This window comes from Streptomyces olivochromogenes (assembly GCF_001514115.1).
Taxonomy (GTDB): domain Bacteria; phylum Actinomycetota; class Actinomycetes; order Streptomycetales; family Streptomycetaceae; genus Streptomyces; species Streptomyces olivochromogenes.
Genome location: NZ_KQ948491.1, coordinates 1 through 21,964 on the forward strand (window position 1 = coordinate 1; position 21,964 = coordinate 21,964).

Below are 21,964 nucleotides of genomic sequence, written 5' to 3' on the forward strand. Positions count from 1 at the left end.
TGCTCTGTGGAATCGTCACGTGGGGCGGCTCGGCCGCGGAGTGTGACGAGGGCCAGCAGTGCGGAGAACAGTGCGGCCGAGCCGCAGACGACGAAGCCGATGGAGTAGCCGTGGCCGAGGGCGTTCAGGGCGAGTGGGTGCAGGTCGGCCAGCTTTGGTGACGCTGCCGAGGCGCCGTTCACTGCGAGTGGGCCGCCCTCGTCGAGTACGGCCGTGCCTGCGCCTTTCAGTGTCCCGGGCAGGGCGGAGTCGTGCAGGGAGTCGGAGAAGTCGCTTGCCGCGCGGCTGAGGGCCACGGCGCCGATGACGGCCGGGCCGAGGGTGAAACCGAAGTCTCGCAGCAGGTTGGTGGTGGCGCTCGCCATGCCGGCCAGGTGCACTGGCACGGTGTTGACGGCCGTTGCCGTGATTGACGAGACGGTGATCGCGAAGCCCAGGCCGACGAGACCGAGGGGCAGGATCAGCGAGGTGAAGGCGCTGTCGGTGATCGGCAGTGTGGCCGCCCAGTAGTCTCCCGCCGCGATGAACAGCAGCCCCGCGCCGAGCAGCAGCCCGGGTGCCGCGGTTCTCAGCAGCCGTTCCGTCAGCGGCAGCATCACCAGTGTGATGCCGTTGAGCAGGACGAATGCCAGGGCTGTCCGCATCGGGGCCTGGTCCTGGACCGGGCCGAGCCGGATGCTGACGGAGTAGGCGGTGCCCAGGAAGGCGAACATGCCCACCACGGCCACGACCGAGGCCACCGCGAAGGCGCGGTTGCGGAACAGGTCCAGGCGAAGGAGCGGGGACTTGGCGCGCTTCTCGGCCAGGACGAAGGCGGCGAGGAACACGGCCGCCAGGACGAAGGCGATGACGATCGAGGGTGAGGCCCAGCCGTCGGTCGGGCCCTGGATGATGGCGTAGAGAAGGGAGAACAAGCCGAGACCGATGGTCAGTTGGCCCGCTAGGTCGAGTGAACGCCCTGCGGGGGCGCTGGAGTTGACGGCGAACAGGGCGCTGACGGCGGCGCTTGCCGCTGCGATGGCGGTGACCACGACGAAGGACCATCGCCACGAGCCGTAGGTGGCGGTGACGCCTCCGAGCAGCGGGGCGAGGAATCCGCCGGTGGAGAGCAGAGCTGCCCACATCGCGATGACCCGGGCCCGCTGTGCGGCCGAGGTGGCGCCGGCAGCCAGGATGGCCAGCGACGTCGGGAACAGCGCGGCGGCGCCCAGGCCTGCCAGGGCCTGTCCTGCCCAGAGTTGGTGGATGCCGGAGGCGGTGGCGCTGACCAGCTCGCCCACGGCCAGCAGTGAAGCGCCGCTGACCAGCAGCCGCTTGCGGCCGAAGAGGTCGCCGAGCAGGCCGAAGGTCAGCTCCAGTACGGCGACCGGGAGCAGGAAGGCGTCGGAGATCCAGGTGAGTTGCGAGCCGACGGGGTGCAGGTCGGACTGGAACAGCCCGTTGAGGGTGGCCGGTATGGCCAGACCGATCTGGGCTAGGCAGACGGCGAGGAGACCGGCGGCCAGGGTGCCGGTGGTCAGGCCGCGGCCGGTGGCGGTTCTGGTGGAGGATTCGGTCGTCATTGACACGGAGGGCTCCTGAGGCGCGCGAGCTTGGGACGGGGAGAGGACGTTTCGGTATCAGCGGGTACCGGTCAGACGATTCGGCCGGTAGTCGGTGAAGGCGGCGCCGTCGAGGCCCAGTTCGTCGGCGCTGTGCTGGAGTTCGGCGGTGGTGGCGGAGCTGTCCCAGTGCCCGGTGTCCAGCCGGTGCTCCACGGCGTGCAGCCCGGCGAGCACTTCGGCGGTGGTGAAGTTGCAGTGGCTCTGACGTGCCACATAGGCCTGTCGCAGCAGCGCGGAGTCTCCGGCCCTGCGCACCCGCCCGGCGAAGGCCGATTCCTGCTCGACGGGCACCAACTGGTCGGCGGTGGTGTGGATGTCCAGCAGCGGCACGGACAAGCCCTGTCCGGCGGTGGAGGTCCGCCTCAGACGAGCCACTGCGGCCGGCTCGGCTGCGATGTCCGCACCGCGGGTGAGCCGGTTCAGGTCGGTGCGCAGGTCGAGCCCGGCGTCGCGGTAGAGCGCCTCGACCTGCTTGGCGTGGATGGACTTGCGCAGCAGCCCGGCGTAGTCGACGCCCTTGTTCCAGGATGTGTTGCCGCCGGCGGACTGCTCCACCGACCAGCGCGCCGGGACGATGAACCCGAGCAGGCCCTGAGCCAGCCAGGCGTACTGCTGCTCCTCCTGGCCCGCGAAGTCGCCGCGCGCGGGCGGCTGCCGACCGGGAGCCCAGTCGGCCAGATTGAGGTAGGCGGCGGCCAGAGCGATCCGGGCGCGTCCCGCCGGGGTCTGCTGCGCCGTTTCCACCGCCTTCGTGAGCCGGTCGGCGAGGGCGGCGGCGTCGGTCTGGCTGTCCAGGTTCACGAGCTTGTCGGCGTCGGCAGGGTCGAAGAACGTGGCCAGGGTGTACTCGGCGTCCAGCTGGTAGTTGTCCAGATCTACGCCGCCCGCGACCAGGCCGCACAGGCCGAGCGAGCCGTCGACGCGTCCCGCGCCGTCGCGGGCGACCTGAGCGCTGATGAGGCCGCCCATGGACTGGCCCACCGAGATGACTCGGGTTGGTGTGCCGACCTGTTGGCGGAAGGCGGTGAGTGCGGCGAACTGATCCCGCTCGGCAGAGTCGAGCGCCCACATCGAGCCGTTCGGGTCGTAGGAGGACCCGACGAGGGCGTAGCCGGCGTCCAGCAGAGCCTGGCGCACCGCGGCCGACGGGGCGTCGGCAGCGGTGGTCGGTCCGTAGCCGTGACTGAACAGCAGCAGGCTGCCGTTCCACTGCGCGGGCTTGTCCGCGATCCAGGTGGCACCGTCGGACAGGGTGCCGGAGTAGTGATCGGCGGTCGTGGCCTGGGCGCTGGTCGTCGGCCCGATCAGGGCAGTCGCGAGGGCGGTTGCGCAGGCGGCGGCGAGGGTCGAAAGACGGGGTCGGGGCATGGCGGCGGCTCCGCGAGTCGAGGGGGGACCGAGTGGGGGAGCGAGCTGGGAGAGCGCTGCGAATGTAGGGCTCTTTTTTCATTGCCGTCAATAGAGTGACCAATAATGTGGCATGCGGGTCCGCGTGTGGACGCACGGGACTCGGGATGCCCCTATGCGTTTGGTCAAGGTCGAGGGCCAGTAGGTTCGTGTGGTCGAGGGTGGGGCCGAGCCGTTGGGGTGTGCATGGGCGACAGCCAGGTCACGATCAAGCTCACGAGTGACGAGGCGCTGGTGCTGTCGCGCCGGCTGGAGAAGCCGCAGATGACAGACCTCAGTCGCGTTGTCGACGATCCAGCGGTACGGGCACCGATCCATCGGATCGCCGGAACGCTGGACAAAGCGCTTCCTGAGCTGTTCGCGTCTGACTATCACCAGCGGCTTGAGGCCGCTCGTCGGCGGTTTCGGCCGCAGGACTGACTGATCGGTCTGAACTGCTCACCTGGTCGCGGCGGGTTGAGGTGCGTAGGAGGTGCCGTCGCGGAGCATGGCGAAGAGGACGTCGGCCCGGCGCCTGGCGAGGTAGCGCAGGGCGTGGGTGTGGTGCTTTCCCTGGGCGATCTTCTTGTCGTAGTAGGCCCGCGATGCCGGGTCGCTCAGCGCGGCGAACGTGGAGAGGAAGAAGGCCCGCTTGAGCTGCTTGTGCCCTCGCCTGGAGGGCTGTTCGCCGTGGATCGAGGAGCCCGAGCTGCGCGTCGCCGGGGCGAGTCCTGCGTAGGCGGCCACGTGACCGGCGGTCGGGAGGGTGCTGCTGTCGCCGACCTCGATCAGGATGCGGGCTCCGGTCCTGACGCCGACTCCCGGCAGGGACGTCAGGACTTTGGAAAGAGGGTGGGCCTCCAGGAGTTCCTCGATCCGCCCGGCCAACAGTTTGCGCTGGTCAAGGACAGCGGTGAGCGAGCGAGCTGGCCCGGCTCGAAACGATCAGCGCGGCCGTCTCGGTGCCCGGGACCGTGACGGTCTGCTCGTCCAGGGCAGCGAAGATGTCCTCGACCCGCTGCTCGGCCATTCGCGGTGCCTTCGGCGGTAACAGCGTGACCAGTTGGCGCCTGCCCGCGTTGGGGATCTGGGCCGCTGACTCGAACCGCTCCAGCAGCATGAGGACAGCCGGGTGCTGGAACCGTGGCCCCAGCACTCGCTCCAGCGACGGATGGATCTGGGTCAGCAGGCCGTGCAGCCGGTTGGCGACCCGGGTGGCCTCGCCGGCCAGGTCGTCGTCGAAGCTCACGATCATCCGCAGTTCGGCGATCGTCTCGCCCTCGCCGTCGATCTACCGCAGCGTGTGAGGCATCGTGCGGTCCGCGTACGCGATATCGCGCGGGCCGCGTCCGCGATGATGAACGCGCCCTTCGCGTCGGTCTTGGCCTCGCCGGGATGGAGGTCGGCGATCTGTCGCATCGTCAATCCAGGCAGGTAGGCGAACGGGCAACCCATGGTCCGCGCGACCGCCAGCGGTAAGGCTCCAATCGAGGCCAGGCTGGTCGACCACGACGAGCACCGTTCCGTGCTTGGCCTGGAGTTTCGTGAACAGCTCGCGGAGCTTGGGTTCGGTGTTGGGCAGGCGCTTGTCGAAGGCTTTCTTCCCGGCCGGGGTGACGGCGGTGGCGTGGTGGTCGCCCTTGCCGACGTCCAGGCCGAGAAAGACGTCGATGTCGCCGGAGTCGATCACGTGCAGGCCCCTCCGCACACGCTTTCGTCCGGCCCTGCCAGGGCACCGAGCTGCCACATCCACGTTATGGAGAGCTCTTCTGGCTCGGGTGAAGCCGGTGCTCAAGCCCCTCATCAGCGGTCCGTCGGTGTCTCCGGACCCGGTGACACCACTCCCCGGATCATCGACAACAGGAGGGGGAAGTCATGCCGGACCCGAAGGCCGGAGGCCCCATCGCGGAGCCACGAAAAAGGTAACGGGGGGCGGACGGGCGGGGGCCGAGTGAGGATCAGTCCAGCGTCAGGGTGTCGAGCAGCCGGGCGGCCGCGCGCGCGGCCGGGCGTTCCCAGCGGCTGGCCAGGCCGCGGAAGACGGTCTCCGCCTGAGCGGCCGGCCAGTCCCCCGGAAGGTGTTCGGCGGGCAGATGCGGGTCCCGTCGCACCAGGTCCAGCCAGTCGGTGTGCAGCAGGAGCTGGCCTGCGAGTTCGTCGCCGGAGACCGTTGCGGGAAGCGGGTCGGTGCGGTCCCAGCGCTCCAGGAACGCCCGGTACCGTGCACCGATGGCCGGCACGTCGAACGCCTGCTCCAGCACCTCACGGACGTCGGTCGGCGACTCCACTTCCGCCCGGAACACCCGCAGATACGGCTCCAGGCCGAGACCCGCCACCATCTCACGGACGTCGACGCGCGCCGGGGCCACCCACAGGCCGTTCTGCAGCGGGCCGAAGCCCGCCCAGATCAGCCGGGAGCGCAGGTCGTGCCGTTCGCGACTCCATGCCTCGGGCAGCGAGAAGCCCACCATCGTCCACCGGCCGTCCCAGTCCCGGTTCACCGCGCCGGTCCGCCAGATACGGTCCCTTCCGTCCGTCAGCACCTGGACGGCGTGCGGCGTCAGCCCGAAGTAGGTCTTCCGGCCCTGGCGACGACGCTCCAGGAGGTCGCGTTTGACCATCCGGTTCAGGGTGGTCCGCACCGCCTCCTCGGTACTGCCCAACCTCCCGAGAGCAGCGATCACGCTCCCCGACGACACTGCGATGGGCTGCCCCAGCACGTGAGCGCCGAAGAAGGTCAGCATCAGGGACTGGGTGCGCGGCTCGGGACCGCTTTCGGCGGTCGGTCCGGCGGCGACATCGACACTGGTCACCGGCACAGCGTAGGCCCGGGGCGGGCGTGCACTGCCTCCGCTCGGGAAATGTGTCATTTCTGTGACGGCAATTGAAGAATGGCCTGATGTTGGTGGAGCGGGGGCGGGGGCGAGGTGGGAGGTGGGAGGCGAGCATGGAGCCGTAGTCCGGCAGACGGCCGTGAGGCCAGCCTTGTTCGGCGATGCGCGGGCCGCGAACCGTGAACACGATGGCGCCGATCAGCGGCGGCGCGGGCGGCTTCGGCGTCGAGTGCGGCTGCGTCGGCGGAGTCGCGGGCGTCCTTGGCGTAGCCCTCGGCGTTGCCGGCCGCCTTGTCGGCGGCTGCAGCGTCGGCGGCGGCCTGCTGGTCGTACTCGATGGTGCGGGCCAGTGACGCCTGCGCCGCCGCCGCTGCCTTGGTGGCGTCGGCCGCGTAGCCCAGGGCGTGCTTGGAGTAGGTGCGGGCGTCGGCGGCGTACTTGGCGGCGTTCGCCGCGTGGGTGTACGCCTCCTTGGCGTCGCCCTTGGCCTGATCGGCGAGGTTCTTCGCGGCGTTGGCCTCGGCGGCGGCGTTCTTGGCGTGCGCCTCGGCGACGGCCTGCTGCTGCTCCGCGATCGTCTTCGACGACTGCCCCGTCAGCACCACCAGCCCGGCGGTGGAGTCGGAGTCGACGTAGGGCGAGCCGAGCTGGATCGCGTCGTTGGCGGGGTTGGCGACCTGCTGGGCCGCTTCGCCCGCGTCCACGGCCGTCTGGGCGGTGACGTGCGCGAACCCGGCCGCCTTCGCCGCGGCCACGACCGCGTTGCCTCCTTGTTCACGGAGTCGGCCTGGGTCTTGGCGTCCTTGGCCTGCCGCTCGGCCTCATCGGCAAGCTTGACCGCGGCCTTCGCCTCGGCGGTGGCGTCCTGGGACGACTTGATCGCGTCCGCGGCGGCGTTGGTGGCGGTCCTTACCGCCGCGTCCGCCTTCAGCTTGGCCGCCTGCGCGGCGTCGGCGTCGGAGCGGGCCCGCTTCGCGGCTGCTTCCGCGCGGGTGGCTGCGGCGTCGGCCGCGGCCTGCGTGGCGGCGTCCGCCTCAGAACGGGCCCGGCCCGCCGCCGCTTCGGCATTGTCGGCCGCCGTGTCCGCTTCGTTTGCCGCGGCACGGGCCGCGTCAGCCGCGTCACCGGAGTCGAGGGAGTCGGCGTAGGCGTCCTTCGCGTCGGCCTTGGCGCGGGCCGCGTCCGCCTTCTGCTCGGCGTCCCACGCGTCGTCGCGCATCTCTTTGGCGTGGTCCTTGGCGTTGACCGCGTCGTCGCGCCTGCTCTCGGCGGTCTTCTCGGCCGTCTCCGCCTTGCCCTTGGCATCGGAGGCCTTGGTCGCCTCGTCCTCGGCGTTCTTCTTGTGCTCGGCGGCCTCGGACCGCTTGACGGCGGCGGTCTCCTTCTCCGCCTTGGCCGTCTTCTCCTCGGCCTCGGCGGCGAGCCGCTTGGCGTGCGCGTCGGCGGCGGCCGCCTTCGCATCCCCCTCCGCCTTGACCGCGTCGGCCAGCTTCGCCTCGGCGGTCTCCTTGTCCTTCTTGGCGTTGTCCCGGTGCACCTTCGCGGCGTCGGCCGCGGCCTTGGCCTGCAACTCGGCCTTCTCCGCGGCCTTCTTGCGGAACTCCGCCTTCGACTGCGCGGCCTGGGCGAGCGCGCGCTCCGCGATGGTCTGGCTGTCGCCGCCGGAGGCGCGGGTGGCGGCCTCGGCGGTCTCGCATCTGTGCAGGTCAGTAGGCGGTTTTGGCGTGGTGGGGCTGCTGACATCCCCGTTGCGGCCGCTTTTGCCCATGTCCCTGGCTGGAGTTGAAGAGAGGGAGGGCGGGATGGGCGGCGCGGACGCGGCCGGGGGTCGGGGCGCGCTCGCTCGTGTTGCGCGTCGGCGGAGCCTCCGCGCTGCGCCGCCGTCAGCGCGGCGGTGACGTCAGGCGGGGGACGTCGGCAGGGGAGAGGTCGGGGCGGGCGCGGTGCCTGCGTGCGAGGTGGCGCCACCTGCCGGAGGCGTCTCGAGCGACGTCGACGCCGACTTCCACCACCAGCTCGGGTTCCACCAGCGTGGCATTCAGCTTTTCCTTGCTGCCCCACCCGGCGGAGAACGACCAGCCTGTCCACGGATGACCGCGCCGGCCCGGAGCGAGCAGGCCGGCGACCGCAGTACCTGCCGTCTGGGCGAGGGTGGTGGTGCGGCCGACGTACTGAAGGCGGCCTTGGTCGTCGTACCTGCCGAGCAGCAGCGTGTGGGGATCGGCCGGGGAGTCGGTGACCGCGCCGACGATCGCCTCGGTCGTCTCGCGGACCTTGTGTTTCTGCCAGCCCCTCACCGACGGGCGGTAGGCGTCGTCCAGCCTCTTGAAGACCAATCCCTCCATCCCGACTGACGCCCACGTCAGCCACTCGCGCACGACGTCGGCCTCGGTCGTCGACGGGCACAGCGCCCACGGTGCAGACAGCCGGCGGGCGGCGAACACGGACTCCAGCGCGGCTCTGCGCCGTTGGTACGGCCACCCGGTCGTGTCGGTCCCGGACAGCCGCAACAGATCGAACGCGACGAAGTGGGCCGGCCACTCCTCCGCCGCCCGGGCCGCACCGGTACCACGCCGGGCAAGCGGGTTGTGCAACCGCTCGAACGCGAGGCGGCCCGCGGCGTCCCATACGACCAGCTCGCCGTCCAACGCTGTCGCGTCCGGCAGCTGCGCGGCCCCGGCCATCACCTCCGGGAACGCTGGCCCCATGTCGATGCCGTGCCTGGAGCGCAGTACCACCCGCCCCGCCATCCCGGCAGCAGCGCAGGGTCGGACACAAGGGCGGCGAGCATCGGTTCCGGCAGTGTCCACGTCACAGCCCATGCCTTCCACCCAGCCCGCCCGTCGGCATACCGAGTGCGCGTACGCACCCAGCTACCGGCCCGACCACGGCAGGTCAGCGCACTACAACACCTCGCCGGGGGCTGTGTGCTGAGCTCCTGGCGCACGTCCAGGCAGCGCAGCCGGACACCGGGCTGCCCGGATCCCGTGTCGTACGGTCTGATGTCGCGGCCGCCCACCGTCCGCAACGGATCTCACCGAACCCGGCGGTGCCGCCGGTACGGCCGAAAGATCTGAACCAATACCGGGAATCAGGCCGCGACGAGCTCCCCCTCGCGGTCCGGTGTCTTGACCTTGGGCTTCTTGTTCGGCAGCGAGAGCCGGAAGACCTTGTGCCACGCGGAGAACACCTGCTTGGGCAGCGGTCCGGTGACGTACTCCAGCTCGTACTTCTCGAACAGCGCGCGCACCTTCACCGCGACCTCGGCGTACCGGTTGCTCGGCAGGTCCGGGAACAGGTGGTGCTCGATCTGGTGTGACAGGTTGCCGGTCATGAAGTGCATGGCCCTGCTGCCGCTGATGTTCGCCGAGCCCATCATCTGGCGCAGGTACCACTGGCCGCGGGTCTCGCTCTTGATCGACCGGCGCTCGAAGACCTGCACGCCTTCGGGGAAGTGCCCGCACATGATCACCGAGTGGGTCCAGATGTTGCGGACCAGGTTCGCGGTGAACGTGGCGGCGAGCGTGGGGAGGAAGGACGGGCCCGAGAGCAGCGGGTGGATCACGTAGTCCTTGAGAACCTGCTTGCGGATCTTGCGGCCCACGGCCCTGGCCCGCGCGCGGAACTCCGGGTTGTTGCGGCGGCGCTTGTGCAGGTTCTTGCCGAGCTCCAGGTCGTACGCCGCGATGCCGTACTCGAAGAAGCAGGCGTTGAGGAAGTTCCACAGCGGCTGGCCGAGGTGGAACGGGTGCCACTTCTGGTCCTCGTCGACGCGCATGATGCCGTAGCCGAGGTCATTGTCCTTGCCGATCACGTTGGTGTACGTGTGGTGCAGCTCGTTGTGCGAGTGCTTCCACTGCTCGGACGGCGAGACGTGATCCCACTCCCAGGTGGTGGAGTGGATCTTCGGGTCCCGCATCCAGTCCCACTGGCCGTGCAGGATGTTGTGGCCGATCTCCATGTTGTCCATGATCTTCGCCACGGACAGACCGGCGGTACCGAGCAGCCACGCGGGCGGGAAGAGCGAGAACAACAGCACGCCCCTGCTGGCCAGTTCGAGCTTGCGCTGCGCCGAGATGACCTTGCGGATGTAGGCGGCGTCCTTCTCGCCGCGGCTGACGATCACCTCGTCGCGGATCGCGTCCAGCTCGCGGCCGAGCTCCTCGATCTGCTCCGCGGTCAGGTGGGCGGTGGGGTCGATGGCGGTCAAGGTGCTCCTACCGTTCGATGTCGCAGGGGCCCGCGGCGGCGGACACGCAGGTCTGGATGAGGACGCCTGGCTCGGCCTCGGTGATCTCACCGGTGCGCAGGTCGCGGACGGCGCCCGCCTTGAGCGGCGTGACACAGCCGAAGCAGATGCCCATGCGGCACCCGGAGGGCATGAGCACGCCGGCCTCCTCACCGATGTCCAGCAACGGCGTGGCGCCGTCCGCGTCGACGGTCTTGCCAGTGGCGCTGAACGTGACCTCGCCGCCGTCGCCGGTGACGACGATGCCGGGGCGGAAGCGTTCGGTGTGCAGGCGCTCTTGTACGCCGTGCTCCATCCAGTGCTCTTCGGCGGCGTCGAGCAGGCCCGCGGGCCCGCAGGCCCAGGTCTCGCGCTCGGCCCAGTCGGGCACGAGTTCGTCGAGACGGGCGATGTCGAGCTGGTCGTCCGTGTCGGTGTGCACCTCGGTGAGCCGCAGCTTCTTGTCCGCGACCAGGTCGTGCAGTTCGCTGCGGAAGATCACGTCCTGCGGCCGTGGCGCGCAGTGGACCATGACGACGTCGTCGAACTCGGTGTCGCGCAGCATGCCCATCACGGGCGTGATGCCGCTGCCGGCCGTCAGGTAGAGCACCTTGGCGGGCCTGGCCTGCGGCAGCACGAAGTCACCGGTCGGCTGGTCGAGCTGGATCAGTGTGCCCGGTTTGGTCCTGCGGACCAGGTGGTTGCTGACCTTGCCGTCCGGGATCGCCTTCACGGTGATCGTGACGCGGCCGTCCTGGCGGTTGGTCGGCGAGGTGAGGGAGTAGGCACGCCACAGACGCACCCCGTCGACGTCGACCCCGATCCGCACGTACTGACCGGCTGTGTGGCCGCGCCAGCCCCGTCCCGGCCTGATCACGATGGTCGCGGCGTCACCCGTCTCGGGGTGCACGGCCTCGATGCGCCCACGCAGGTCAGCGCCCGCACGCAGCGGGCTGACCAGGTCGAGGTAGTCCGACGGCAGCAGCGGCGTCGTGACCATCTCCAGCAGTTTCCACGCCCTGCTGCGGAGGGCTGCACTCGTCATGACTTCAGCTTGCTGCGCCTCAGGGCGTAAAGTCCTGACCGCAGGACGTGAATCTGGTCGGCTGAATTGTTCGCAGGGAATAGAAACGTGAGTCATGCAATCCGGAGGGCCAGCGAACTGACCCTGGATGAGACGACGGTCACCGCACTTCGGGCCGCGCTGAAGACCACCGCCGACGAGGTCGTCCAGGCGATCATCGACGAGGTCCCTTCCTACGCCAACGCCCTTTCGGGCCGCATGGGCGGCACCATCCGCCGAGCCGTCCGCACCGCCCTGGGGCACTACCTGGACCTCGCGAGCGGGAACGCCACAGGCGGCGACGCCGGTGACGCCGCCTACGAGCTGGGCCGCGGCGAGGTGCGCGACGGCCGTTCGATGGACGCCCTGCTCAGTGCCTACCGCGTCGGCGCCCGCGTGGCCTGGCGATGCCTGGCAGCGGGTGCCGTCCCCGCAGGTCTGCCCGCCGCAGAGGTCGCCAAGTTCGCCGAGCTGACCTTCGCCTACATCGACGAGCTCTCCGCCGCGAGTGCCGCGGGCCACGCCGACGAACTGGCCGCCCGGGGCAGGGTTCAGGAGCGTCACCTGGAACACTTGGCCCGCGACCTCCTGGCCGGCCGGGGCCCGGACGTGCTGCTGGCCTCTGCTCAACGGGCCGGGTGGCAGCCTCCGGTTTCACTGACCGCGGTCCTGCTGCCCGCCGACCAGGCCCGGCCTGCCTACCGCGCGCTCGACTCGGGCACCCTCGTCCTCGACGATCTGCCGGACGCCACCGGTGTGCTGCTCGTCCCCGATGCCGACCGATCGCATCTCTTGCGGCAGTTGACCGATCGCACCGCCGTGATCGGCCCGGCCCGGCCATGGACTCGTGCGTCCGCCTCGTACGCACGAGCCGTACGCGCGCGCTCCCTCTCCTCTGATATCCGCGACACCGAGGACCACCTGCCCGAACTGGTGCTGAGCGCCGACGTGGACGCGTTCGCAGACCTGCGTGCCCGAGCTCTCGCACCGTTGCGGACCTTGCCTGTCGCGACCGCACGGCGGCTGGAGGAGACGTTGCGGGCGTGGCTGCTGCACCAGGGCAGGCGGGACGAGGTGGCGGCGGCGTTGTTCGTCCATCCCCAGACAGTCCGGTACCGGATGTCGCAGCTGCGGGAGCTGTTTCCGGATCTCGCATCGCCGCACCGGGTCCTTGAACTGACGCTGGCGGTCGGTCTTCGGGTCAGCTGACGCGTACTTCGACCGTCCACGCCCGCGTCCGCGAGCGGTCCAGGAATCGTGCCTCGTTCTCGGTGCCATCAGCTGGCTCATGCGGCCCGGGGAAGAGCGGAATGAGCCAGCTGAGACCCGGGGGTTGACTTCGACGTCGGGAGACGGGCGTAGGGCGCGACGTTCACCCGCGGCGGGCGGGGAGCGAGCAAGACTTGCCTGCCGCGTAGTTCTTCGAGGCGGCACCACGTGGCACGGTGCTGCATGGGTGTGCTCAGTCGCTTCCTCGGGTCTCCAGCTTGCGTCGCAGGGCGAGTAGTTCGCCGTGGGCTGCGGCGATTGCTGCTTGCAGCTGTGCGAGCTCTTCGCGGTGTTTGCGGCGCTCCGTGGCGAGCTGCTGGGTGAGCCGGCGGACCAGGGTACTGGCCGCTGCTTCGATGTCTGGGTCGTGAACAGCACCGCTGCCAGGGTTGTTGCGCCGGGACCGACGGAGGTCTTCGACTTGGGGGCCTGTTTCAGTGCCTTCTCGACGGCGCTCTCGGCGTGCTTGCGACGCTGCTGGGTGGCCTTGGCGAGGGCATCGACGCTGCGGCTCATGATGCTTCCGTGGTGTCGTCGTCGGCGTCACCGTCGCGAGCGAATAACCCTGAATACTGCCCGCACGACGGGCACTGAACCAGTACCTTGCCATCCGTCACTGACGTCAGCGGCACCCATTCGTAACCACGGATGTCACCTCACCAGCCTGCAGCTGGGCGGCGACCCGAACGATCCCCGGAATCTGTGGATCGAGCCGCCGGACCCGGGCCACAAGGCGGGCGGCGGGGTCAACAACGCGAAGGACCCGGTGGAGACGAAACTGCACACCGCGGTCTGCGCCGGTAAGGTCACTCTCACGGCCGCGCAGAAGGCCATCGTCACCGACTGGACCACGGCCCTCAGCAGCCTCGGCCTCGGGTGAAAGCGCGGCGGCTGGAAGGAATGCCCTGCCGGGTTCTGGCAGCCCCTGACGGTCCTTCGGCGGTTGTGCACAGGTGAGCCCCGGCTGGACGGGGGAGACCAGCCGGGGCCGCAGGCGGTGGCGTGCGGAGGGCGGTCGCCTCGCGGCGGAAGGCTCCATGGGGCTTCAGCCGGACGATCGTCCCCATGGGCTATAGGTGAGGCCCGGGGACACTGTCCCCTCCGCAGCCACACTTTAATGAACGGTCAACTTTCCCGGGTTGTTCCCTCGACTGCCTGGCGGCCGCTGTGAGGTGGCACACCCGCCGGTCTCCTGGGGATGCGGGGAAAGCCGAGGAAGTGTGCCGCATGTGTCGGCTCGGCCGATGATTCAGGGGCGGCAGTGAGTAAGACCGAACGGCCTGATAAGAGACTGATTTCAGCTCCCCCCCAAGGGTCCGGGCCACGGTGTACGGGCAGGCCCCGTGGCTGGCAACTGCAGCCGCCTGGCAGGGTGCCAGTGTCCCGGTCGGTCGCTCTTCTGCGGGAGGCGCGGTGCCGGGGCGTTCGGCTGGGCTGGGTGATATCGGCTGCCAATGCGTGACACCTGGTGGGAATCCTGACGCGCGGTCAGTGTCTGGAGAAGCGCGGGGCGGCTGCCTCGCGCTGCTTCGCCATGCCTCCTTATGCCTCCCGGCACGCGCCTCTTGACCGACCGGCCCCGATCTGCCGGACACTGGCCACACCGGGTCAGGTCGAGCAGGGCTAAGACGGGGGACCGACGTGGCCGCATCCGAAGCCGAGGACCTGCTCCGGCGCGTGCTCGACGCATCGCCCGGCGGCTTGCCGACGGCGCGACGCGCACCGCTGGCGGCACCGGAGCCAGCTATCCCCAGCTCGGGGCGGCCTGGGGGATCACCAAGCAGGCAGCGAGACTGCGCTGGCCCGGCGCCGTGCGCAAACCCGACGACACCAGCGGCGAAGGTGAACCGTTCGAGCTGTGGCTCAGCGGGGGTCTCGCCGAGATCATCCAACTCCCCAACGAGGGAGGGTTCATCTGGAAGGCCACCGGAGGCAACGGCACCAGCGGTCAGGCCGAGGAACTTTACGGAAACCGGACCGAGGCCGCTGCGCACGCCGGCGCCTTCCTTGCCCGCCACGCGGCCGCGGACGACGACCCGTACGGTCCCGACGCGGCGCACGCTGGCTGCGTCGAACCCCACCTAGGCCCCGAGGGCTACGTCGACTGCGACGGCACACCCCGGTGAATCCGCGCGGCACGAAAGACGCGGGAGCACTGCCGATCTGGCGCACAGCAAGCATGCGATGACCGATCCGGCCCCGGACAAGGCCGTATAAGGAGTGTCATGGACTTCCGCCCCGTCCCCCGCGACCCCGAAGCCTTCCAGCAATCCGTCACGGCCGAGGACATCCACGCGATCGCTCTGCGTGCCTTCGGACGCGGTGTCCGCATCACCTCGGCGGTCGAGCTGGGAGGAGGCATGTACAACAACACCTACCGGCTCGTGGCGGACGGCCTCGACGGGCCGGTCATCCTGCGTATCGCCCCCGCTCCACAGCGGCAGTTCGCCAGCGAGCACGAGCTGATGCGCAACGAGTACGCAACCGTCCCCTTCCTCGCTCCCATCGCCGACCTCGTTCCGCGGGTCCTGGCCGCCGACTGGTCGCAGGAGATCACCGGCCGGGACTGGATGGTGCAGAGCCACCTCGACGGCACGCCCGCCCCCGACCGTCTCGGCGACTACCCCCGCACTCTCTGGCAGGGCTTCTTCGCTCAGCTCGGCACGATCACGAAGAACATCCACGCCGTAGCCGGCCCGCGCTTTGGGCCCGTCGCCGGACCCTGCTACGCCACGTGGAGCGAGGCCGTGCTGGCCTCCCTGACCGCCATCGCGGACGATGTCAGCCGCGTCGGGCTGGACGCCGCGGACGTGCGCAAGGCCGCTGACCTCGCCGCCGAACACCACAAGGTCCTGGACGAGATCACCGAACCCCGGCTGCTCACCGGCGATCTGTGGACCGTTCACTAGGCAAGTCACCTGTCGGGAAGCAGGCTGTCGGGACACTTGACGTTCGTTCGGATCCCCCCGGAGAGCCCTTCTCCTGCGGTGATCCGTCGCGAGCGGCTGCTTTGTCCAGTACGTGGATGCTGTGGTCGCGCAGATCGCCGACCGCGGTTCCCCCGTCCCTGATAGCTGGTCACGGCCGCCAGCAAGCGAAATTGATGCGTTTCGGACATCAAGTGACGGCGGATGCGGCGCGTTTTGCGCCATGCACCAGCGCAGGTATTCGATGCGGCACTACCATGTTGGAGGGATCACTCGGTCTTCGAGAGGGTGGGACGGGGATGCTGGAGCAGGCGTTGACTGTGCTGGCCGCAGCAGGCGGAACCGCGGTGGTACAGGCCGCTGGGACGGACGCATGGACGGGGTTGCGGCAGGCGGTGGCACGCTGGTTCGGCCGGGGGGACAGTCAGCGAGAGCGGGCAGAGCTGGAGCGGCTGGATCGGACCGTCGGCGAATTGGAGACCGCTGAGACGGCCGTGGCGGAGCGGGAGCGAACCCGTCACGAGGCGGCATGGCAGGCCCGTTTCGAGGCACTTCTGGAGAGCCTGGACGAGACCGCGCAAGCCCAGGCTGCGGAGGAGCTGCGCATTCTGCTGAACCAGCACACATCGCGAGGCGCCGTGTCGGCTGGCCAAGGCGGCCTGGCCGCAGGTGGTGACATCGACATTCACGCTGAGGGGGGATCCATCGCGGCCGGAGTCAACCAAGGAGGCGCCTACATCGGCCGCCCTCCGACGCCGGATCCGTCCCAGGGCTGAACGGACCGGCTGATCCAAGCCCACCAGCCACGAGACCATCTGTGGTTGGTCGCGGGGGCGTCGCCGCGTGGGCCAGTCAGGGCAGCGTGTCGGCAGGCTCTGTCGGCGGGGACGTCCATGTCACCTACCATGGCGTGCCGTCCGATCACGCTCACACGGGGCTGTCGCTGTTCACCGTGAGCATGCCCTTGGCCGTGCCGCAGCGCAGGGTCCCGCCGGATCGGCTGCGAGGGCGCGAGACGCTGGTTGACGAGTTGACTGATGCCCTGTCGCGGCGAGCCGACGACGGAGTAGCGGTGCCCGGCGTTTGGCTGCTGTCGGGAATGGGCGGGTGCGGCAAGACGACGGTGGCCCTCGAGGTGGCCCATCGTCTGACCGGCGCCCTGACGCAGGTGTGGTGGGTGTCGGGAGCGGACGACGAGGGCTTGTCTGCGGCGCTGCGTGCGGTCGCGTTCGCAGCGGGCGCCGCACCGAGTGACTTCATCGGCGCTCACCCAGCGGACGCTCTGTGGAGACGCCTCGAGTCCCTCACCGCTCCTTGGCTACTGATTCTCGATAACATCGACGACCCCGCCGTCCTCGCGGCAGCGCCTTCCCGCACCGCTGAGGGCACCGGCTGGCTGCGTCCGCCCGGCCCGCAGGGGTCGGTGCTTATTACAAGCCGTGAGTCGCGCGCCGAACGGTGGGGACACTGGGTGCACATGGTCAACGTCGAGCCACTCTCCGGCGGAGACGGTGCGCAAGTACTACGGGACCTGGCACCGCGTGCCGGCAGTGAGCGGGACGCCCAGGAACTCGCCGAGCACCTCGGTGGCCTCCCGCTCGCCCTCGACCTGGCTGGCACCTACCTGGCGCGCACCCTGAATGACCCGTGGCCGTCGCCGTCGACACCCAACACCTTCGCCGCGTATCGACACAGTCTCGGTGCGCGCCTGGCCGACATGGCTTCCGATCCGGACGCGGATCTCGCGCCAGCCGAGCGGACCCGCCGGACGATCCTAAGTACTTGGGAACTCTCCCTCGACCTGTTGCACCGTCAGGGCGCCGACCTGGCTCGCCCGCTCCTGCGGCTTCTCTCCGCCTTCGGCCCGGCTCCCATCCCATACCAAGATCTCCTCGACCTGGATCTGCTCACCGGGAGTGAGCTCTTTCCTCACCCGACATTGCCTCGGTTCCAAGAGGCTTTGCGAAGCCTGGCCGGGCTGAAACTGGTCAACATCGAGACGACAAACGACATGGTGGACGGGTTCGACGGGGGGGCGCTGAGGTGGATCACCATTCATCCGATGGTCCGGGCGGCCAGCCGTGCACATCCCGCGTTCGCGGCACAGGCGCCGCCGATGCTTCGTCTCGTCTCGGCGCTTCTGCAACAGGTCACCAGTCCGTTGGATGGGGCCAACCCCGCACACTGGCCGCGGTTGCGGGCGATCGCACCGCACGGTTCGGCCGCTCTGCTGCTGCTATCTGCCTGTGAACGCGACGTCGAGGCCGTCACCGCAGATCTGGTCGTAGCGGCGACCGAGCCCGCTGTGCGCACTGCCTTGTACTACCTCCACGTGGGCATGTTCGGAGAAGCCATTGCCGAACTCAAGACCGCAGGCGAGGCCAGGACACGACTGCTTGGCGAGGAAGATCCCGACACCATCGCCTCCGGACTGGCCTTGGCCTGGGCCTTGCGCGCAAGCGGCGACCTCATAGAGTCGGACGACCTGTATCAGCGCCTGGCGATCGTGTGCGAGCGCAGTCTGCCCGCCGGCCATCCGTACCTTCAGTCGGTCCGCACCGGGCGGGCACGCACGCTGGGACAGTTGGGGCGGTACGAAGCCGCCGAGGCGGAACTGCGCGTAGCGCTGACCTTACGACAGCGCGATCCACAGGCAGGGGCGCGGAGCATCCTACGTATCCGGTCCGACGTCGCCAGGATGGCCCACAACCAGGGCCGCTTTGACGAAGCAGCCACAAAGCTCCGCGAGGTTCGCCGGCTGACCCGGGCTCTGGCCAGAGAGGGAGAGCTGGACTCTCTCGCCGTCGGGCCCAGCCTCGTACGTGCCCTGCGCGACGCGGGACATGCCGAGGAAGCTGAGGCCGTGGCCGAAGAGGTCGTCGAGGAACACCACGCGGTGCTGCCGCAAGACCACCCCGCTCTGCTCATCGCCCGCCACGAACGGGCCCGCCTCCTACGCGATCACGAGTGGGACCGCGGACTCCTCGAACGGGCGAGGGATGAGTTCACGGACATCTGGCAGGCAAGCGAACGTCAGCTCGGTTCGGACCATCCCGACACCATCGCCGCCCGGCACGAACTCGCGACCGTCTGGCACCTCCTAGGACACCTCGATCGTGCCGCCGAGCACTTCCAGGCCACGCTGGAAGCAGGTAAGCGGAGGCTCGGCGAACACCACCCCCACGTCGCCGTCTGTGCCCGCAACCTCGCCATGGTGCTCACCGAACTCGACGACAAAACCGCCCCCTCTCCCAACACGCGGGACGGCCGCGATGGGCCCTACAGCGTCGACACGTCTCAAGGAGCTTTCCCCGTGGACGACACGCGGCAGATCCGGAACCCGCAGACGTCAGAACTCCCTGCCCTAGCGCGGCTTTCACTCGAAGAGGCGCTGTCCCCCGAGCGAAACCACGTCGATTCCTCTCCCGCCCTGGCAAGACTCTTGGACCGCTTCGCCCGAGCGGACCAGACCGCTTCCGCCTTCATGGGTGACGGGGGAGGCCCAGGCTACTCGTCAGGCTCCCACCCGTCGCGGACACCCCCGTCAGCCCTCCGCCGGTATACGGCATCGACCTACCGGCCACTCATCGATTCCGGTTTCGCGGCGGACCTCTTTGAACCCGTGGCCGAGTCCGTCGCGCCTGACGCCGCTGACATCCAGGCCCTGGCGAAGGGTGAGGACGACCGCCACCTGATCAAACGACTGCGGGCCCAGCAACGGGGCATACGCCTGCTGGCCCTGCGAGACATCCTGGACCGGACGACGACGGTCATGGCCGAGCGAGCAGACACAATGCCGTCGATCCAACAGGTACGGAGACTCCTCACCCGGGCCGACCACGCCAATCCCCAGGCAGTCACCACGGTCCTCCTCCACCCATCCGTGGGCCGATGGATGAGCCGGACGCTACGAGCCCTGCACGGCTTCGCCGACGAGCCATCCGGCCCGCTGCCCGCCGACCTCCTCCATCTGCACTCCGTCGTAGCTGCGGCAGCCGTCAGGGCCGGGATCCGGTTCAACCTCCTGCTCCCTTTGCGCGATGGCTTCGCCTTCCTACCCACTCTTGGAGCCGCCGACCTGCGCTCGTCCAGAGCCATCACGGCGCGCATCCACTGGGAGCACGACTCGCCTACGATCACGTGCGGGCGCACCACGCTGCAGGTACCGACGTCAGCGGAGAACATTCCTCCGGCCTGGCATCCAGCCCATCGCGTACAAACGCCCGTCGGGCCCGGCCACTTCGACTTCGTCCTGGACGACATGGATCCCCACCGGGAGACGAGTGGACCCCTGGCGCCCTCCCCGCTGCCCCAAGCGGAGGTGACGAACTGGGCTCAACTGACCCGTGACGCGGCAAACCTACTGGCTCGCGTCGACCCTCGGCAGGCCGAGGCACTCGCAGTAGCCCTTAAGGTACTGACACCTCGGCCCGCGGACCCCAATGGTGTTGTGAGCTCGGCGTCGTCTAGCGACGCGTTCGGGGGCCTCGTAGCCAGCACTCCCCCCGACGGCGTAGAACTCGCCGCGACCTTAATTCACGAGTTCCAGCACATGAAACTGAACGCCGTGCTGGACTGTCTCAAGCTGCACGATGAGGGCAACGACGTCACCGACGAGGCGTACTACGCCCCATGGCGTGACGACCCTCGCCCTCTGCCCGGCCTCTTCCACGGAGTCTTCGCCTTCATCGGAGTCGTCGAATTCTGGCGGAAACTCACCCTGATTGCTGAAGGTGAAACACTGCGACGCGCCCAGTTCCAACTGCATTACTGGAGCACGCAGACCCGAGACGCATTCACCGAGCTCTGCTCGTCCCCGCGTCTAACCGAGGCGGGCCGAAACTTCGCCGCGCTCATGGGCAGCACCATCGCGACCTGGACCGATAACGCGGCGGCCGTCCCCGATCACGTGGCGGCACTCGCCATGGAAGCGGTCGTGGCCCACCGCATGCACTGGCGACTCCACCATCTGTGTCCCGAAGCCAGCGCGGTGGCGACGCTCGCCGAAGCATGGTTGTCCGGGGTGCCTCACCCACCTCGGCAGCGCATCACCATCGCGTTGAGCCCGGACCCTAACGTGCCTTCCTCCAACGCCTATACCGCGCTGCTCTACCAAGCGGCGACCGCCTCGTCTGAACCGGACAGTGCACGCACACCGCGCCTTGGCGCGAAGGCCAGCAGCGACAGGGCGGATCCCGCCGACCTCGCCCGTCTCCGCGGCTCGCTCGACGAGGCGCTTCGGTTGTCTTCCGACCAAGTCACCAGATGGCCGGAGCGACACGAAACCTGGATCCGGCTCGCTCTCGCCCTGCGCAGGGCCTACACCATCGCGTCCACGGAGACGCCAGGTACGAATGCGGCGGCTCGGGCGCTCACCCACCGTCCGGAGGTGGTGCGGGCCGTCCACGCACGAGTTGCCGCTGTGACTGCCACGCCCCCGGACCCCATCGCACTGGCCGCGTGGATCGGGCTCATGGACGACACGGCTCGTCTCCCCGCCCTGCCGCGGATGGACCAGCCGCACGGCGACACGAGGCATTGCGAAGTCCCCGACGACGGTCTGTAGCCACGGTGGTACCAACAGGGGATGGGACATCAGCTCACGGCCGCGAGGATGTCCGCCATCGAGTCGTAACTTGCGCGAACGCCCTCCTGATTGCCGAGGCGATGCCGCTCAAGGCGGAGGGCGCCGAGGTGCCGGGCCTCGTAGACCTTCTGGCGCCACCGAGCGTCCTCGGACTGGTCCAAGGGACCGTACGTCTCCCAGAACGCCTGCCGCTCGTCGGACTTGGCCATGACCATACGGATGGTCCAGTCGGCCGCCGGATCGCCCCACCATGTCCGGTCGAAGTCGTATACGCCGGTGATCGTCGGCTCCGGCGCATCGTGATCAAGCAACGCGTTGGGCACCCACAAGTCCCCGCCAAGCAAGCGCGGTTCGGTGATCTCGTCGAGGACGGTGCGGTGTCGCAGGGCAGCCGCGACGACCTTGCGCACGTCGGCGGCGTCGAGGTCGGCGCCTTCCAGGTCGGTGGCAATGTCCTCCAGGGACGCGGCGACCGCCTTGCTCCACGTGCCGTATGCGGGACCGGCGACCGGGCCGAAGGACGGGCCGCGTACCGTGTGCACGCGGCGGGCGATCTCGCCGAGCCGCCGGTAGAACACCGGCCACATTGACCGCGGGTACGCGCGCAGGTGTTCCGTCGCAGGAATGCCGTCGAGCAGCGTCTGCAGCATGTAGTCGCGGCCGATGACCTCGTGCGTGAAGTCCGCCGCGATCAGGCGGGGCATGAGGGGCGCGAGTTCCGCGAGGTAGGGCAGGCTGGCGTACTCGTTACGCATCAAGGCCCGTTCCGAGGTGAACTGGCGGCCCGGCTCCGGGGCGATCCGCAGGATCATCGGCCGCTCTTGTCCGGCGACGGTGACTTCAAAGGTCGTGTTGTACATCCCGGTGCCGAGCTCGGTCGCGGAGAGCACGGCCGTGTGCGGTCCGAAGATCCGGCGGCAGATGGCCTCGATCTCGTCAGCGGTCACGGGCTGCTGAAACGCCTCGGGCATACGCGGGATCGGCCGGTACTCCATGAGCGTCCTCCCTAGGCACAGACCTGCCGTGGCACCGTATCGCGGACGCGTGCGCGGGACGGCCACGTCGC

At 69.3% G+C, this 21,964-nt stretch carries 13 protein-coding genes and 3 pseudogenes; 7 read left to right on the forward strand and 9 right to left on the reverse strand.

Going from position 1 to position 21,964, the window contains the following annotated elements; genetic code table 11:
* Together AQJ27_RS48890 and AQJ27_RS48895 are read right to left on the reverse strand one after the other, a co-directional pair.
* On the reverse strand, positions 1 to 1,562 hold a 1,562-nt coding region (locus AQJ27_RS48890), incomplete at its 3' end, for an MFS transporter (RefSeq protein WP_067385035.1).
* A 57-nt stretch (positions 1,563 to 1,619) separates the two neighbouring features.
* On the reverse strand, positions 1,620 to 2,972 hold the full coding sequence (locus tag AQJ27_RS48895) for an alpha/beta fold hydrolase (RefSeq protein ID WP_067385038.1): 1,353 nt from the start codon (positions 2,970 to 2,972) through the stop codon (positions 1,620 to 1,622).
* A 225-nt stretch (positions 2,973 to 3,197) separates the two neighbouring features.
* Between AQJ27_RS48895 and AQJ27_RS48900 the strand changes: the two genes are divergently transcribed.
* The gene (locus AQJ27_RS48900; protein ID WP_067385124.1) at positions 3,198 to 3,431 is read left to right on the forward strand and encodes a hypothetical protein; all 234 of its coding nucleotides are present in this window, start codon (positions 3,198 to 3,200) and stop codon (positions 3,429 to 3,431) included.
* 18 nt (positions 3,432 to 3,449) lie between these two features.
* Here the strand turns inward: AQJ27_RS48900 and AQJ27_RS48905 are convergent.
* From AQJ27_RS48905 to AQJ27_RS48930, 6 genes and pseudogenes are all read right to left on the reverse strand, one after another.
* A pseudogene (locus AQJ27_RS48905) lies at positions 3,450 to 4,677 on the reverse strand (IS110 family RNA-guided transposase).
* Positions 4,678 to 4,948: 271 nt separating this feature from the next.
* Positions 4,949 to 5,809, reverse strand: coding sequence for a PaaX family transcriptional regulator (locus AQJ27_RS48910; protein ID WP_067385042.1), 861 nt, complete (start codon positions 5,807 to 5,809; stop codon positions 4,949 to 4,951).
* A gap of 215 nt (positions 5,810 to 6,024) precedes the next feature.
* A pseudogene (locus AQJ27_RS48915) lies at positions 6,025 to 7,517 on the reverse strand (virulence factor); the annotation flags it as partial.
* Positions 7,518 to 7,707: 190 nt separating this feature from the next.
* Positions 7,708 to 8,532 (reverse strand): ATP-dependent DNA ligase, encoded by an 825-nt coding sequence (locus tag AQJ27_RS48920; RefSeq protein WP_235614041.1) that lies wholly within the window; start codon positions 8,530 to 8,532, stop codon positions 7,708 to 7,710.
* Positions 8,533 to 8,915: 383 nt separating this feature from the next.
* The gene (locus tag AQJ27_RS48925) at positions 8,916 to 10,034 is read right to left on the reverse strand and encodes a fatty acid desaturase family protein (protein WP_067385048.1); all 1,119 of its coding nucleotides are present in this window, start codon (positions 10,032 to 10,034) and stop codon (positions 8,916 to 8,918) included.
* A 7-nt stretch (positions 10,035 to 10,041) separates the two neighbouring features.
* Positions 10,042 to 11,097 (reverse strand): ferredoxin reductase, encoded by a 1,056-nt coding sequence (locus AQJ27_RS48930; RefSeq protein ID WP_067385051.1) that lies wholly within the window; start codon positions 11,095 to 11,097, stop codon positions 10,042 to 10,044.
* A gap of 87 nt (positions 11,098 to 11,184) precedes the next feature.
* Between AQJ27_RS48930 and AQJ27_RS48935 the strand changes: the two genes are divergently transcribed.
* The 6 genes and pseudogenes from AQJ27_RS48935 (at position 11,185) to AQJ27_RS48960 (ending at position 20,877) form a co-directional block, all read left to right on the forward strand.
* Complete coding sequence (locus tag AQJ27_RS48935) at positions 11,185 to 12,324, forward strand: PucR family transcriptional regulator (RefSeq protein ID WP_067385054.1); 1,140 nt, start codon at positions 11,185 to 11,187, stop codon at positions 12,322 to 12,324.
* A gap of 712 nt (positions 12,325 to 13,036) precedes the next feature.
* Positions 13,037 to 13,264: pseudogene (locus AQJ27_RS48940) on the forward strand (hypothetical protein); the annotation flags it as partial.
* Positions 13,265 to 14,195: 931 nt separating this feature from the next.
* On the forward strand, positions 14,196 to 14,510 hold the full coding sequence (locus tag AQJ27_RS48945) for a hypothetical protein (protein ID WP_067385057.1): 315 nt from the start codon (positions 14,196 to 14,198) through the stop codon (positions 14,508 to 14,510).
* 99 nt (positions 14,511 to 14,609) lie between these two features.
* On the forward strand, positions 14,610 to 15,293 hold the full coding sequence (locus tag AQJ27_RS48950; protein ID WP_067385060.1) for a phosphotransferase family protein: 684 nt from the start codon (positions 14,610 to 14,612) through the stop codon (positions 15,291 to 15,293).
* 317 nt (positions 15,294 to 15,610) lie between these two features.
* Entirely contained in the window at positions 15,611 to 16,087 is a 477-nt protein-coding gene (locus AQJ27_RS48955; RefSeq protein ID WP_067385063.1) for a hypothetical protein, read from the forward strand.
* 134 nt (positions 16,088 to 16,221) lie between these two features.
* Complete coding sequence (locus tag AQJ27_RS48960) at positions 16,222 to 20,877, forward strand: aKG-HExxH-type peptide beta-hydroxylase (protein ID WP_159064647.1); 4,656 nt, start codon at positions 16,222 to 16,224, stop codon at positions 20,875 to 20,877.
* 29 nt (positions 20,878 to 20,906) lie between these two features.
* Here AQJ27_RS48960 and AQJ27_RS48965 read toward each other — a convergent pair whose 3' ends face one another.
* Positions 20,907 to 21,893 (reverse strand): phosphotransferase family protein, encoded by a 987-nt coding sequence (locus AQJ27_RS48965; RefSeq protein ID WP_067385069.1) that lies wholly within the window; start codon positions 21,891 to 21,893, stop codon positions 20,907 to 20,909.
* Between the last annotated feature and the right edge of the window lie 71 nt (positions 21,894 to 21,964).

Bases quoted from the DNA above. Each gene is read 5' to 3' on its own strand.
- AQJ27_RS48895 (WP_067385038.1), bottom strand. From the start codon at position 2,972: ATGCCCCGACCCCGTCTTTCGACCCTCGCCGCCGCCTGCGCAACCGCC.
- AQJ27_RS48900 (WP_067385124.1), top strand. From the start codon at position 3,198: ATGGGCGACAGCCAGGTCACGATCAAGCTCACGAGTGACGAGGCGCTG.
- AQJ27_RS48920 (WP_235614041.1), bottom strand. From the start codon at position 8,532: ATGGGGCCAGCGTTCCCGGAGGTGATGGCCGGGGCCGCGCAGCTGCCG.
- AQJ27_RS48930 (WP_067385051.1), bottom strand. From the start codon at position 11,097: ATGACGAGTGCAGCCCTCCGCAGCAGGGCGTGGAAACTGCTGGAGATG.
- AQJ27_RS48950 (WP_067385060.1), top strand. From the start codon at position 14,610: ATGGACTTCCGCCCCGTCCCCCGCGACCCCGAAGCCTTCCAGCAATCC.
- AQJ27_RS48955 (WP_067385063.1), top strand. From the start codon at position 15,611: ATGCTGGAGCAGGCGTTGACTGTGCTGGCCGCAGCAGGCGGAACCGCG.
- AQJ27_RS48965 (WP_067385069.1), bottom strand. From the start codon at position 21,893: ATGGAGTACCGGCCGATCCCGCGTATGCCCGAGGCGTTTCAGCAGCCC.